This is a genomic window from Klebsiella grimontii (assembly GCF_042137965.1).
In the GTDB taxonomy this organism is placed as follows: Bacteria; Pseudomonadota; Gammaproteobacteria; order Enterobacterales; family Enterobacteriaceae; genus Klebsiella; species Klebsiella grimontii.
Genome location: NZ_CP169721.1, coordinates 4,717,366 through 4,732,568, shown reverse-complemented (window position 1 = coordinate 4,732,568; position 15,203 = coordinate 4,717,366). Strand labels below are relative to the sequence as shown.

9 protein-coding genes are annotated in these 15,203 nt (G+C 54.9%); 6 read left to right on the top strand and 3 right to left on the bottom strand.

Translation table 11 applies throughout. From position 1 onward, the window contains the following. Positions 1 to 66: 66 nt before the first annotated feature. Positions 67 to 1,437 (bottom strand): aromatic amino acid transporter AroP, encoded by a 1,371-nt coding sequence (gene aroP, locus ACE3MN_RS22195; RefSeq protein WP_098067371.1) that lies wholly within the window; start codon positions 1,435 to 1,437, stop codon positions 67 to 69. A gap of 652 nt (positions 1,438 to 2,089) precedes the next feature. Here aroP and pdhR point away from each other — a divergent pair. The 5 genes from pdhR (at position 2,090) to ACE3MN_RS22170 (ending at position 9,635) form a co-directional block, all read left to right on the top strand. After that, on the top strand, positions 2,090 to 2,869 hold the full coding sequence (gene pdhR, locus ACE3MN_RS22190) for a pyruvate dehydrogenase complex transcriptional repressor PdhR (RefSeq protein ID WP_004098632.1): 780 nt from the start codon (positions 2,090 to 2,092) through the stop codon (positions 2,867 to 2,869). A gap of 119 nt (positions 2,870 to 2,988) precedes the next feature. Further along, positions 2,989 to 5,652 (top strand): pyruvate dehydrogenase (acetyl-transferring), homodimeric type, encoded by a 2,664-nt coding sequence (gene aceE, locus ACE3MN_RS22185; protein ID WP_004872141.1) that lies wholly within the window; start codon positions 2,989 to 2,991, stop codon positions 5,650 to 5,652. Between the two features lie 14 nt (positions 5,653 to 5,666). Next, positions 5,667 to 7,556 (top strand): pyruvate dehydrogenase complex dihydrolipoyllysine-residue acetyltransferase, encoded by a 1,890-nt coding sequence (gene aceF, locus ACE3MN_RS22180; RefSeq protein WP_049090140.1) that lies wholly within the window; start codon positions 5,667 to 5,669, stop codon positions 7,554 to 7,556. Positions 7,557 to 7,763: 207 nt separating this feature from the next. Continuing rightward, the gene (lpdA, locus tag ACE3MN_RS22175; protein WP_004098637.1) at positions 7,764 to 9,188 is read left to right on the top strand and encodes a dihydrolipoyl dehydrogenase; all 1,425 of its coding nucleotides are present in this window, start codon (positions 7,764 to 7,766) and stop codon (positions 9,186 to 9,188) included. A 162-nt stretch (positions 9,189 to 9,350) separates the two neighbouring features. Next, on the top strand, positions 9,351 to 9,635 hold the full coding sequence (locus tag ACE3MN_RS22170; RefSeq protein ID WP_004872139.1) for a hypothetical protein: 285 nt from the start codon (positions 9,351 to 9,353) through the stop codon (positions 9,633 to 9,635). Between the two features lie 50 nt (positions 9,636 to 9,685). On the opposite strand, the gene ACE3MN_RS22165 is transcribed toward ACE3MN_RS22170, so the two are convergent. Together ACE3MN_RS22165 and ACE3MN_RS22160 are read right to left on the bottom strand one after the other, a co-directional pair. Beyond that, positions 9,686 to 10,480: a DUF2950 family protein gene (locus tag ACE3MN_RS22165; RefSeq protein WP_049085610.1), complete on the bottom strand. Its 795-nt coding sequence runs from the start codon at positions 10,478 to 10,480 to the stop codon at positions 9,686 to 9,688. A gap of 10 nt (positions 10,481 to 10,490) precedes the next feature. Continuing rightward, positions 10,491 to 12,077, bottom strand: a complete 1,587-nt coding sequence (locus ACE3MN_RS22160) for a DUF3300 domain-containing protein (RefSeq protein WP_102650217.1) — start codon at positions 12,075 to 12,077, stop codon at positions 10,491 to 10,493. Between the two features lie 355 nt (positions 12,078 to 12,432). Here ACE3MN_RS22160 and acnB point away from each other — a divergent pair, with 355 nt between their 5' ends. Beyond that, positions 12,433 to 15,030: a bifunctional aconitate hydratase 2/2-methylisocitrate dehydratase gene (acnB, locus tag ACE3MN_RS22155; protein WP_102650218.1), complete on the top strand. Its 2,598-nt coding sequence runs from the start codon at positions 12,433 to 12,435 to the stop codon at positions 15,028 to 15,030. Positions 15,031 to 15,203: the final 173 nt, after the last annotated feature.

Sequence of the window (15,203 nt, the reverse complement as noted above, 5' to 3'; positions counted from 1 at the left end):
GTGAAGCAGATAACAATGCGCTGTGCCCGCCTGCGGCGGGCGGGCACAGATTCAGGAGATGTATGATTATGCTTTAATGGTGCTGGCCGTTTTCTGCTTAAACAGGTAGCCGACGCCGAGAACGGCAATCCATACCGGAATAAGGTAAACGGAGATCGCCATGCCAGGGGTCATCAGCATGATCACCAGTACTCCCGCCATGAACAGCAGGCAAATCCAGTTGCCCAGCGGATACAGCAGCGCCGGGAAGCGGGTCACCACGCCCTGCTGCTGCTTAGCGCGACGGAATTTGATATGCGCCAGGCTGATCATCGCCCAGTTGATCACCAGGGCAGAAACTACCAGCGCCATCAGCAGACCAAACGCCGATTCCGGCGCGAAGTAGTTAATCAGGACGCACAGCGCGGTCACCAGCGCGGAGACCAGAATAGTGTTGACCGGCACGCCGCGTTTATCGACGCTCATCAGCGCTTTTGGCGCGTTACCCTGCTGGGCCAGGCCGAACAGCATACGGCTGTTGCAGTAAACGCAGCTGTTATACACCGAAAGCGCCGCGGTCAGGACCACGATATTCAGGGCGTTAGCGACAAAGGTATCGCCCAGCTCATGGAAAATCAGGACGAACGGACTGGTATCGGCGGTCACGCGGCTCCATGGCAGCAGCGAAAGCAGAACGGCCAGCGAGCCCACATAGAAAATCAGAATACGGTAGATAACCTGGTTAGTGGCTTTTGGAATGCTTTGTTCCGGGTTATCCGCTTCTGCGGCGGTAATACCCACCAGCTCCAGACCGCCGAACGAGAACATAATAATCGCCATCATCATCACCAGCCCGGTGAAGCCGTGCGGCAGGAATCCGCCTTGCTCCCACAGGTTGCGTACGGTGGCCTGCGGGCCGCCGTTGCCGCTAAACAGCAGCCAGCCGCCGAACAGGATCATCGCCACGACGGCGACAACTTTAATGATAGCGAACCAGAACTCCATTTCGCCAAACACTTTGACGTTAGTCAGGTTGATCGCGTTGATGGCGATAAAGAAAATGGCCGCAGAAACCCAGGTAGGAATTTCCGGCCACCAGAACTGAACGTATTTCCCGACCGCGGTCAGCTCGGCCATCGCGACCAGCACGTAAAGAACCCAGTAGTTCCAGCCGGAAGCGAAGCCCGCAAAGCCGCCCCAGTATTTGTAGGCAAAATGACTAAATGAACCGGCCACCGGTTCTTCAACGACCATCTCGCCCAACTGACGCATAATCAGGAAGGCAATAAAACCGGCAATTGCGTAGCCCAGAATAATACCGGGACCTGCATTTTGGATGACGGATGCGCTACCGAGAAACAAGCCGGTACCGATAGCGCCTCCCAGCGCAATAAGCTGAATATGGCGGTTTTTAAGGCCGCGCTTTAGCCGATCGCCATGCTGTTGACCTTCCATCATGAAACCTCGTGTGTGGTTATGGTTATTATGTTTGTCCGCGTCATCCTTCAGGTGACTTCTTCGCTGTCCATCCCTGCCTGATAGCATAGTCAGTGAAATTTCAGCGGGCCTGAGCTCCGTTTTGCCCCGAGTGATGCAACGCACATATTGTTGTGTTTGTGTAATTATCAAATTCCGATGATGTATTTATTTCTTTACGCAAGGCGGAGAGGGAATTCATGAAAAGGCCTTTCGTATCATGGAGAATAGTGATAAGCGCCGCTGAATGCACCTGCTTTATGAAGGGATGATGACGAAGCGAGCAAAAAGAAACCATTTGTAAATCACACCTCAATATTCCGCTCCTACCTCTTCTTTGCCATTTAGTCGCTTTTATTGAATTTATATTCATTACTTGGTGAGTTGAATCGGTTCAGATAGCGTAATTTTTCGTTTCGATTAAGTTAACGCTACCTCTTTGTGAGTAAACACAACATTTGTGCAAAGTTACATTTATGAAATGTTATTTCTGTAAGGTTGTTAAAACGTGCCAGGTTTAATGATTTCAATCAAAACCTGTATGGACAGAAGGTGAATACTTTGTTACTTTAGCGATACGAACTATGAATTGGTAAGACCAATTGACTCCGGGCTAATGGCAGAGACAGGGAATATGGCCTACAGCAAGATCCGCCAACCAAAACTATCCGATGTGATAGAGCAGCAGCTGGAGTTTTTAATCCTTGAGGGGACGTTGCGCCCCGGTGAAAAACTCCCGCCAGAACGTGAACTGGCAAAACAGTTCGACGTTTCCCGTCCCTCGCTCCGTGAGGCTATTCAACGCCTCGAAGCTAAGGGCTTGTTGCTTCGTCGCCAGGGGGGCGGAACGTTTGTACAAAGCCGCCTGTGGCAGAGCTTCAGCGACCCGCTGGTAGAGCTACTGTCCGACCACCCTGAATCCCAATTCGATCTGCTGGAAACCCGTCACGCGCTTGAAGGCATTGCGGCTTATTACGCAGCGCTGCGCAGCAACGATGAAGACCGCGAACGTATTCGCGAGCTGCATCAGGCCATTGAGCGGGCTCAGCAGTCCGGCGATCTTGACGCCGAATCCGATGCCGTCGTCCAGTATCAAATTGCCGTCACCGAAGCGGCGCACAATGTGGTGCTGCTCCATCTACTACGCTGTATGGAGCCGATGCTGGCCCAGAACGTTCGCCAGAATTTTGAATTGTTGTACGCCCGTCGGGAGATGCTCCCGCAGGTCAGCAATCATCGTACTCGCATTTTTGAGGCGATAATCGCCGGGGAACCGGAGCAGGCGCGTGAAGCGTCGCATCGTCACCTGGCGTTCATTGAGGAAATTTTGCTGGATCGTAGCCGTGAGCAGAGCCGTCGTGAACGCTCGCTGCGTCGTTTACAGCAACGAAAAGATGAGAACTCCGGTTCTTAAGCGCCATTTTTAGAGCGCGGCAACTAAACGCAGAACCTGTCTTATTGCATTCTCTGGCGAGAATTCAATGGGACAGGTTCCAGATTAATCAACGATTAGATAGATAAGGAATACCCCCCATGTCAGAACGTTTACCCAATGACGTGGATCCGATCGAAACTCGCGACTGGCTACAGGCGATCGAATCGGTCATCCGTGAAGAAGGTGTTGAGCGCGCTCAGTATCTTATTGACCAACTCCTTTCTGAAGCCCGCAAAGGCGGGGTGAAAGTGGCTGCTGGCGCATCGACCGGCGGTTACGTAAACACTATTGCCGTTGAAGAGGAACCGGAATACCCGGGGAATCTGGATCTGGAACGTCGTATCCGTTCTGCGATCCGCTGGAACGCCATCATGACCGTTCTGCGCGCATCGAAAAAGGATCTCGAACTGGGCGGCCACATGGCTTCCTTCCAGTCTTCCGCAACCTTCTACGAAGTGTGCTTTAACCACTTCTTCCGCGCACGCAACGAGCAGGATGGCGGCGACCTGGTTTACTTCCAGGGCCACATCTCTCCGGGCGTCTACGCGCGTGCCTTCCTGGAAGGTCGTCTGACTGAAGAGCAGATGAACAACTTCCGTCAGGAAGTTCACGGTAAAGGTCTGTCCTCTTATCCGCACCCGAAACTGATGCCGGAATTCTGGCAGTTCCCGACCGTTTCTATGGGCCTGGGCCCTATCGGCGCGATTTATCAGGCTAAGTTCCTGAAATATCTGGAACACCGTGGTCTGAAAGATACTTCCAAACAAACCGTTTACGCCTTCCTCGGCGACGGTGAGATGGACGAACCGGAATCCAAAGGCGCGATCACCATCGCGACCCGTGAGAAACTGGACAACCTGGTTTTCGTTATCAACTGTAACTTGCAGCGTCTTGACGGCCCGGTTACCGGTAATGGCAAGATCATTAACGAACTGGAAGGCATCTTTGGCGGTGCTGGCTGGAACGTTATCAAGGTTATCTGGGGCGGACGCTGGGACGAACTGCTGCGTAAAGACACCAGCGGTAAACTGATCCAGCTGATGGAAGAGACCGTTGATGGTGACTACCAGACCTTCAAATCCAAAGATGGCGCCTACGTGCGTGAGCACTTCTTCGGTAAATATCCGGAAACCGCAGCGCTGGTTGCCGACTGGACTGACGAGCAGATCTGGGCCCTCAACCGCGGCGGCCACGATCCGAAGAAAGTCTATGCTGCACTGAAAAAAGCGCAGGAAACCAAAGGCAAAGCTACCGTTATCCTCGCCCATACCATTAAAGGTTACGGCATGGGTGACACCGCTGAAGGTAAAAACATCGCCCACCAGGTTAAGAAAATGAACATGGACGGCGTTCGCTACGTCCGCGATCGTTTCAACGTGCCGGTTGCCGATGCGGATATCGAAAAACTGCCGTACGTGACCTTCCCGGAAGGTTCCGAAGAGCACACCTATCTGCACGCCCAGCGTCAGAAACTGCACGGCTATCTGCCGAGCCGTCAGCCGAACTTCGATGAGAAGCTGGAGCTGCCGACTCTGGAAGATTTCGGGCCGCTGCTGGAAGAGCAAAATAAAGAGATCTCTACCACTATCGCGTTCGTTCGTGCCCTGAACGTGATGCTGAAGAACAAATCCATCAAAGACCGCCTCGTGCCGATCATCGCCGATGAAGCGCGTACCTTTGGTATGGAAGGTCTGTTCCGTCAGATCGGTATCTACAGCCCGAACGGCCAGCAGTACACCCCGCAGGACCGTGAGCAGGTTGCATACTACAAAGAAGACGAGAAAGGCCAGATTCTGCAGGAAGGTATCAACGAACTGGGTGCAGGCGCGTCCTGGTTGGCTGCTGCGACCTCCTACAGCACCAACAACCTGCCGATGATCCCGTTCTACATCTACTACTCCATGTTCGGGTTCCAGCGTATCGGCGACCTGTGCTGGCAGGCCGGCGACCAGCAGGCTCGCGGCTTCCTGATCGGTGGTACTTCCGGCCGTACGACGCTGAACGGCGAAGGTCTGCAGCACGAAGATGGCCATAGCCATATTCAGTCTCTGACCATCCCGAACTGTATCTCTTACGATCCGTCTTACGCGTACGAAGTTGCGGTCATCATGCACGATGGTCTGGAGCGTATGTACGGTGAGAAACAAGAGAACGTTTACTACTACATCACCACGCTGAACGAAAACTACCACATGCCGGCCATGCCGGAAGGCGCCGAGGAAGGTATCCGTAAAGGTATCTACAAACTCGAAACCGTTGAAGGTAGCAAAGGTAAAGTTCAACTGCTGGGCTCCGGTTCTATCCTGCGTCACGTTCGTGAAGCCGCGCAGATCCTGGCTAACGACTACGGCGTAGGTTCTGACGTTTATAGCGTCACCTCCTTCACCGAACTGGCGCGCGATGGCCAGGATTGTGAACGCTGGAACATGCTGCACCCGCTGGAAACGCCGCGCGTTCCGTATATTGCTCAGGTGATGAACGACGCTCCGGCAGTCGCATCGACTGACTATATGAAACTGTTCGCTGAGCAGGTTCGTACTTACGTACCGGCCGATGATTACCGCGTACTGGGTACCGACGGCTTCGGTCGCTCTGACAGCCGTGAAAACCTGCGTCACCACTTCGAAGTTGACGCTTCCTACGTAGTGGTAGCAGCGCTGGGCGAACTGGCTAAACGTGGCGAAATCGATAAGAAAGTGGTTGCGGAAGCCATCACTAAATTCAACATCGATGCAGATAAAGTTAACCCGCGTCTGGCGTAAGAGGTAAAAGAATAATGGCTATCGAAATCAAAGTACCGGACATCGGGGCTGATGAAGTTGAAATCACCGAGATTCTGGTCAAAGTGGGCGACAAAGTTGAAGCTGAACAGTCGCTGATCACCGTAGAAGGCGACAAAGCCTCTATGGAAGTTCCGTCTCCGCAGGCTGGCGTCGTTAAAGAGATCAAAGTCTCCGTCGGCGACAAAACCGAGACCGGTAAACTGATCATGATTTTCGATTCCGCCGATGGTGCAGCAGCCGCTGCACCTGCGCAGGAAGAGAAGAAAGAAGCCGCTCCGGCCGCCGCAGCACCGGCAGCCGGCAGCGCGAAAGAAGTTCATGTACCGGATATCGGCGGTGATGAAGTTGAAGTCACGGAAATCATGGTCAAAGTGGGCGACACCATCGCCGCTGAACAATCCCTGATTACCGTAGAAGGCGACAAAGCTTCTATGGAAGTACCGGCGCCGTTCGCGGGCACCGTGAAAGAGATCAAAATCAACACCGGCGACAAAGTGTCCACGGGTTCCCTGATCATGATCTTCGAAGTGGCGGGCGCAGCGCCTGCCGCAGCTCCGGCAAAAGCGGAAGCCGCTCCGGCTGCTGCTGCACCGGCAGCTTCGGGTTCTAAAGAAGTTCACGTTCCGGATATCGGCGGTGATGAAGTTGAAGTGACCGAAGTGATGGTGAAAGTGGGCGATAAAATTGCCGCTGAACAGTCACTGATCACTGTTGAAGGCGACAAAGCTTCCATGGAAGTGCCGGCGCCGTTCGCGGGTACCGTGAAAGAGATCAAAATCAGCACCGGCGACAAAGTTTCCACCGGTTCTCTGATCATGGTCTTCGAAGTGGAAGGCGCAGCGCCTGCCGCGGCTCCGGCCGCAGCCGCTCCGGCTCCTGCTGCAGCACCGGCTCAGGCGGCTAAACCTGCCGCAGCGCCTGCTGCAAAAGCGGAAGGCAAATCTGAGTTTGCTGAAAACGACGCTTACGTTCACGCAACGCCGCTGATTCGTCGTCTGGCGCGCGAATTCGGCGTCAACCTGGCGAAAGTGAAAGGTTCCGGTCGTAAAGGCCGTATCCTGCGCGAAGACGTTCAGGCCTACGTGAAAGAAGCGGTTAAACGCGCTGAAGCCGCGCCTGCTGCTACCGGCGGCGGTATCCCGGGCATGCTGCCGTGGCCGAAAGTGGACTTCAGCAAGTTTGGTGAAGTGGAAGAAGTTGAACTGGGCCGCATCCAGAAGATCTCTGGCGCTAACCTGAGCCGTAACTGGGTGATGATCCCGCACGTTACGCACTTCGACAAAACCGATATCACCGATCTGGAAGCGTTCCGTAAACAGCAGAACGCCGAAGCTGAGAAGCGTAAGCTGGACGTGAAATTCACTCCGGTTGTCTTCATCATGAAAGCCGTTGCCGCGGCGCTTGAGCAGATGCCGCGCTTCAACAGCTCCCTGTCTGAAGATGCTCAGCGTCTGACGCTGAAGAAATACATCAACATCGGTGTGGCGGTTGATACCCCGAATGGTCTGGTTGTTCCGGTCTTTAAAGACGTGAACAAGAAGAGCATTACCGAGCTGTCTCGTGAACTGACCGTGATTTCTAAGAAAGCGCGTGATGGTAAGCTGACCGCTGGCGAAATGCAGGGTGGTTGCTTCACTATCTCCAGCATCGGCGGCCTGGGTACCACCCACTTCGCGCCGATTGTGAACGCGCCGGAAGTGGCTATCCTCGGTGTGTCTAAATCCGCGATGGAGCCGGTATGGAATGGTAAAGAGTTCGTGCCGCGTCTGATGATGCCGATTTCTCTGTCCTTCGACCACCGCGTGATCGACGGTGCTGATGGTGCGCGCTTTATCACCATCATCAACAATATGCTGAGCGACATTCGCCGCCTGGTGATGTAAGCGAAAAGCCGGCCTGACGGCCGGCTTTTTTCTGGTAATCTCTTATCCGTTTTGAAGTTACCAGCAATAAAGGACAAAATCGTTTGCCGTTTGTTGTTTCAAAATTGTTAACAATTTTGTAAAATGCTTGCGGATAGAACGTCCCGGTGGACATGGGCGTAAAAACAATAGCGTCAGACCCGCCGGATACAAATTACAGAGGTCATGATGAGTACTGAAATCAAAACTCAGGTCGTGGTACTTGGGGCAGGCCCCGCAGGTTATTCTGCTGCCTTCCGTTGCGCTGATTTAGGTCTGGAAACCGTCATCGTAGAACGTTACAGCACCCTCGGCGGTGTTTGCCTGAACGTCGGCTGTATCCCTTCTAAAGCACTGCTGCACGTTGCTAAAGTTATCGAAGAAGCGAAAGCGCTGGCCGAACACGGTATCGTTTTCGGTGAGCCGAAAACCGACATTGACAAGATTCGCACCTGGAAAGAAAAAGTCATCACTCAGCTGACCGGCGGTCTGGCTGGCATGGCCAAAGGGCGTAAAGTGAAGGTGGTTAACGGTCTGGGTAAATTTACCGGCGCTAACACCCTGGAAGTGGAAGGCGAAAACGGCAAAACCGTGATCAACTTCGACAACGCTATCATCGCGGCGGGTTCCCGTCCGATCGAACTGCCGTTCATTCCGCATGAAGATCCGCGCGTATGGGACTCCACCGATGCGCTGGAGCTGAAAACCGTACCAAAACGCCTGCTGGTTATGGGCGGCGGTATCATCGGTCTGGAAATGGGTACCGTATACCATGCGCTGGGTTCAGAGATTGACGTGGTTGAAATGTTCGACCAGGTGATCCCGGCAGCAGATAAAGACGTGGTGAAAGTCTTCACCAAGCGCATCAGTAAGAAATTTAACCTGATGCTGGAAACCAAAGTGACCGCCGTTGAAGCGAAAGAAGACGGTATCTACGTTTCCATGGAAGGCAAAAAAGCCCCGGCTGAAGCGCAGCGCTATGACGCCGTGCTGGTGGCTATCGGTCGCGTGCCGAACGGTAAAAACCTCGATGCCGGTAAAGCAGGCGTTGAAGTTGACGAGCGTGGCTTTATCCGCGTTGACAAACAGCTGCGTACCAACGTGCCGCATATCTTCGCTATCGGCGATATCGTCGGTCAGCCGATGCTGGCGCACAAAGGCGTTCACGAAGGCCACGTTGCTGCCGAAGTTATCGCCGGCATGAAGCACTACTTCGACCCGAAAGTGATTCCGTCCATCGCCTATACTGAGCCGGAAGTTGCATGGGTTGGCCTGACGGAGAAAGAAGCGAAAGAGAAAGGCATCAGCTACGAAACCGCCACCTTCCCGTGGGCTGCTTCTGGCCGTGCTATCGCTTCCGACTGCGCTGACGGTATGACCAAACTGATTTTCGACAAAGAATCTCATCGCGTTATCGGCGGAGCGATTGTCGGCACCAACGGCGGCGAGCTGCTGGGTGAAATCGGTCTGGCGATCGAAATGGGCTGTGACGCTGAAGATATCGCGCTGACCATCCACGCTCACCCGACTCTGCACGAGTCCGTTGGCCTGGCGGCAGAAGTCTTCGAAGGTAGCATCACCGACCTGCCGAACGCGAAAGCGAAGAAAAAGTAAGTTTTTCTTTCAGGCAAAATCAAAAAGCGGCTCAGTGAGCCGCTTTTTTTATCGGTGATGTTTAGAACTGTGTCGCCGTTAATAAAATTGCATACCTTATTAATTCCTGAAAAATAGTAACTATGTAAACTTATAGGCAGTTAACTATATGTGAGGTATGCGATGAAAAGGCTTTTAACCACCACTCTCCTGGCTGCAACGTTGGTTTCTGGTATGGCCTGCGCGGCGGATGCCGCGATTCCCTGGGCTGATAACAGCGGCGGTACCGAAAGCACCCATATTGCCGCTATGGGCCAGGATTTGAATATACAGCATCAGCAAATAACGAAGACCAGCGAAGGCGTATGGGCGGCGAACTCCGGTAGCATCAGCGCTGATGAAGCGGCGTTGACCAGCACTAAACCGGCTTTTGCCGGCTACCCGTCTCTGATGCCTCATCAGGGCTAAGCCAACGTAGTGATACTGCCCGGCAGCGCCATATCGCGCCGGGCATTTTACTATTGATGGATGGCCTGCCAGCCGGAGTCAGGCGAAAACTGAGAAATCGCCCGCGCCTTGATCTGCGTTTCATCACCTAAATTAGCCTGATAAACCTCATCATTCTGGTTAACCATAAAGCTCATGATGCCGGTCTTTCCCCATTCCACCGGCCATGCCAGCAGGGCGGCGCCCTGATTCTCGCCGTCTTTAATTATGCGGAAACGATAGCCGTGATAGCCCTCGCCGGGTTCTACGGGACTAAACGCCGGTCCTAACGGGCTGGGGGCTTCGCCGGGAGCGGCTGGCCAGTAGAGGCCATCTTTCTTGCCATCGCTGCTGATAATCTTCTGCGCCCAGGCGTGGTTTAATCGATAGAAATCCTGCTGGGCATCAACGTAAGCATGCATTGCCTGAATGGCTGACAGCTCATTGCGGCCAATCGCGCGAGTCAGGATCTCATCTTCAGCAGCGGCCATATCAAAACGCCAGCCGCTCTTATCCTGAATTATGGGGATCGGTAGCCGCCATGCTTCCTGACCTACCTCCAGCCAGGCGCTATCCTGTTGCTGAACGATACGATGGCTCACTTTCCAGTCACGCTGAAAGCGATCGACGGCGTCAGGGGCAATGCCATCCGGCGGTAAAAACTGCTGCCAGCTATCGCCGAGCAGCCCGTTGAGCGCCGATTCATCATGCTTGCCGATCGCCTCGGCCAGCGCGCTGGCGGCCTGTTGCGGAGAGGAAAACTGCTGTTGAGCCAACGATATGGCGGGCGCCAGGGCCAGCAGAGTCATTGTTAATAATTTTTTCATCTGATTATCCTCAGCGGCGGCGCAGTTCATGATGTTCAGAAAGCTGTTCTCTGGCCGCGCTGCGCTGCTCGCTGCTTAAACCCGAGATATGAAGGCTCTGCAGGCCGCGCGCCTGCTGCGACTGCCAGGAAGGAGAGCGGATATCGTTACCGCTCAGGGCATTGGCGTGCAGGTCATTCAGCTTCTGCTGACGTTGTGCGGGCGTTGTGGTCCGCAGCTGTTCGCGGCGCTGTTGCTGCTGCGCCGTTGGATGCTGAATTTGCGATTTTACCGCTTCCCGATGCTGCTGTTGTACGGCGTTATGTTTAACCGCCGGCGTGGCGTCATAGCCGCGGTAGTTATTGCGCTGGGTCACCTGATGCAGCTGCTGCGATGCGAGCTGACGCTGGGCATCGCGGGACGGCGCGCGAGCAAGCGAGTTATCCGCGGCAGCCGCAGGCCCGGTACGCTGCTGTAGCTGAGTCATGGCCGCCTGACGTTGCGCGTTACGATCGACGGGTTGATGTTGGGTAGCGCTAAGCCCGCCGGGAACATTGGTCTGATGGTAATGCTGCGCGATGTTGTTGTTCGGGTACGGAATATTGCCGCGCCAGGCTGGATTATGCTGCCAGTTAGCGTGGTTACCCGGCAAATTCTGCCCGGTAATATGGTTGAAATTATTGACGTTGATATTGATATTATCGCCGTTGTGCGAGTAGCCGCCGTGATGATCATCATCGTGGTGGTGATCGTCATCGTCATGATGGCGATCGTCATCATCCCAGTCGATGCTGCTGAACAGGGCGTAGGTGGTGGCGACGCCGAGGCTATAGCCAAAACCTTTGACGAAGCTATCGGTGAACTGTTCACCCGGAGGCGGCGGCAGGTAGACCGGCGGGTAGGCCGTGTTAGGCCAGGCGCCGTAAACTACAGAAGGGTTATAGGCCGGCACGTACACCACGTTCGGATCGGCGGATTCGATTTTAATCACCTGGGCGAGAGGGGAGGATGTCACGGCGCTGCTGCTGCGTGAGGTGCTGGTTGTCGACGTTGCCGCAGCGTTTGTGGCGGTGATGACTTTCTGCTGCGGCGTAGATTTTAGCGTTCCGGTCTGCTGGGCGATGGCGCGTAAGCGCTGCACCGAATCCATGACGTCCTGCGGCTGGGCGAGAAATGCGTTACCCAGGTTTTCTATCCACGGTGGGTTTTCTCCCATTAACGCGAGCAGGGAAGGGAAGGCGACCAGCGATTTTACGCTGGGATCCCAGGGCTGGCTTGCCACCGCTTGTACCGCCGCATCCCCCTTCATTGCGGGATTATCCTGCGACCACTGCACCGCCTGAACGACGTTACTCGGATAGGTCGCAGCCATCAGCACCTGGGACAGGAGATTGTCCGGATAGAGCGCGATTGGCGCGACCCACTGGTCTATCTGCGCGGGGGTATAGGTTGCGGTAACCGGCCGAGCGGCGGCGGTGGTCTGCGACGTCTGCGCAACGGCGGGTGGCTCGGGGGCCGTTTGCGGTTCCCGGCTTTTAACGTAGAGCGTACCCGCAGCGGCTAATAGTCCGGCACTGCAAAGCAGCGCGAGCAGATGGGGTTTGAAAGGCAGCGTCATAAGGACTCCCGGCACAAAGATTGGCCCGTTTTGACAGAGTATTGTCGTCAAGCGGGGGATTGCCTGAGTATAAAGATCGCGAATTTGCGTTTTTGATTTTAGTTGGGTTTTTGGACAATGATGTGTAACAGAATTAATTTTATATACCGCTAAACTGACAGAAAACCTGCAATATTCTGCCCTTAACGATTCAGCTAATTTTTAATGTTGCTTTTTTGTAAACAGATTAACACCCCGCCAAAATCCTGCTATGCTGCCGACGCGGTATCGGGCATTTACCCTACAAACTGCTGTCTCACAGGAGCGTGAAGAGAATCGCCTACCGCATTTTACAATGAGAGCGAGGAGAACCGTCGTGCTAGAAGAATACCGTAAGCACGTAGCTGAGCGTGCCGCCGAGGGGATTGTACCGAAACCCTTAGATGCAACCCAAATGGCCGCGCTGGTAGAACTGCTGAAAAACCCGCCAGCGGGTGAAGAAGAATTCCTGTTAGACCTGTTAATTAACCGCGTACCGCCGGGCGTCGACGAAGCCGCCTATGTTAAAGCCGGATTCCTTGCCGCGATCGCCAAAGGCGATGCAACTTCTCCACTGGTTACCCGTGAAAAAGCTGTCGAACTGCTGGGCACCATGCAGGGCGGTTACAACATTCATCCCCTGATTGACGCGCTGGACGACGCAAAACTGGCGCCGATTGCCGCGAAAGCGCTGTCCCACACCCTGCTGATGTTCGACAACTTCTACGATGTTGAAGAGAAAGCCAAAGCGGGCAATGTATATGCCAAACAGGTGATGCAATCCTGGGCTGACGCTGAGTGGTTCCTGAGCCGTCCTCAGCTGGCTGACAAAATCACCGTGACCGTTTTTAAAGTCACCGGCGAAACCAACACCGATGACCTGTCTCCGGCTCCTGATGCCTGGTCCCGCCCGGACATTCCGCTGCACGCGCTGGCAATGCTGAAAAACGCCCGTGAAGGCATCGACCCGGATCAGCCAGGCGCCGTCGGCCCAATTAAGCAGATTGAAGCACTGCAGCAAAAAGGTTTCCCGCTGGCGTACGTCGGCGATGTCGTGGGTACCGGTTCATCGCGTAAATCCGCCACCAACTCGGTGCTGTGGTTTATGGGCGACGATATTCCGAACGTGCCGAACAAACGCGGCGGCGGTCTGGTTCTCGGCGGCAAAATTGCGCCTATCTTCTTTAATACTATGGAAGATGCCGGCGCGCTGCCGATTGAGGTGGACGTAAACAACCTGAACATGGGCGACGTGATTGACGTTTATCCGTTCAAAGGTGAAGTACGTAACCACGAAACCGGCGAACTGCTGGCGACCTTCGAGCTGAAAACCGACGTGCTGATCGACGAAGTACGCGCAGGCGGCCGTATCCCGCTAATCATCGGTCGTGGCCTGACCACCAAAGCGCGTGAAGCGCTTGGCCTGCCGCACAGCGAGGTATTCCGTCAGGCGAAAGACGTGGCGGAAAGCAGCCGCGGCTACTCTCTGGCGCAGAAAATGGTTGGCCGCGCCTGCGGCGTAGCCGGGGTTCGTCCGGGCGCTTACTGCGAACCGAAGATGACCTCCGTAGGCTCTCAGGACACCACCGGTCCGATGACCCGTGACGAGCTGAAAGACCTGGCGTGCCTGGGCTTCTCTTCCGACCTGGTGATGCAGTCCTTCTGCCATACCGCCGCTTATCCTAAGCCGGTTGACGTCACCACGCACCACACGCTGCCGGACTTTATTATGAACCGCGGCGGCGTATCGCTGCGTCCTGGCGATGGCGTTATCCACTCCTGGCTGAACCGTATGCTGCTGCCGGATACCGTCGGTACCGGCGGTGATTCGCATACCCGTTTCCCGATTGGTATCTCTTTCCCGGCAGGTTCTGGCCTGGTGGCGTTTGCCGCCGCGACCGGCGTCATGCCGCTGGATATGCCGGAATCGGTGCTGGTGCGCTTTAAAGGCAAAATGCAGCCGGGCATTACCCTGCGCGATCTGGTGCACGCCATCCCGCTGTATGCGATCAAACAGGGCCTGCTGACCGTTGAGAAGAAAGGTAAGAAAAACATCTTCTCCGGCCGCATTCTGGAGATCGAAGGTCTGCCGGATCTGAAAGTTGAACAGGCGTTTGAATTGACCGATGCCTCCGCAGAGCGCTCGGCTGCAGGCTGCACGATCAAGCTGAACAAAGAGCCGATCGTTGAGTATCTGACCTCCAACATCGTCCTGCTGAAGTGGATGATCGCGGAAGGCTACGGCGACCGCCGTACGCTGGAACGTCGCGTTCAGGGCATGGAAAAATGGCTGGCGGAACCTGAACTGCTGGAAGGGGATGCGGATGCAGAATATGCGGCGGTGATCGATATCGATCTGGCCGATATCAAAGAGCCAATCCTCTGCGCGCCGAACGATCCGGACGATGCGCGTCTGCTGTCCGACGTGCAGGGTGAGAAGATCGATGAAGTATTTATCGGTTCCTGCATGACCAACATCGGCCACTTCCGCGCGGCTGGTAAGCTGCTGGACAACCACAAAGGTCAACTGCCGACCCGTTTGTGGGTAGCGCCGCCAACCCGTATGGATGCCGCGCAGCTGACTGAAGAGGGTTACTACAGCGTGTTTGGTAAGAGCGGCGCGCGTATTGAAATCCCTGGCTGCTCCCTGTGCATGGGTAACCAGGCGCGCGTTGCTGACGGTGCGACGGTGGTTTCTACTTCAACCCGTAACTTCCCGAACCGTTTAGGTACCGGCGCTAACGTCTTCCTGGCCTCTGCGGAGCTGGCGGCAGTCGCCGCGCTTATCGGTAAGCTGCCGACGCCGGAAGAGTACCAGACCTACGTGGCTCAGGTGGATAAAACCGCGGCGGATACCTACCGCTATCTGAACTTCGACCAGCTGGGTCAGTACACTGAGAAGGCTGACGGGGTTATTTTCCAGACCGCGGTGTAATGCGCTAGGTCAGAGCGGTACATAATCCCCTCAATGCCCGGTGAACTTTGCGTCACCGGGCATTTTTATTTCCAATCCCTCCGTCCGCGACGCTTTTTTTCTCCCTTACTGCTGCGATAATGACGCTATGGGTACAGTGCAGCGGTGACGCACTGCCCTTGCAGAGGAAAAGA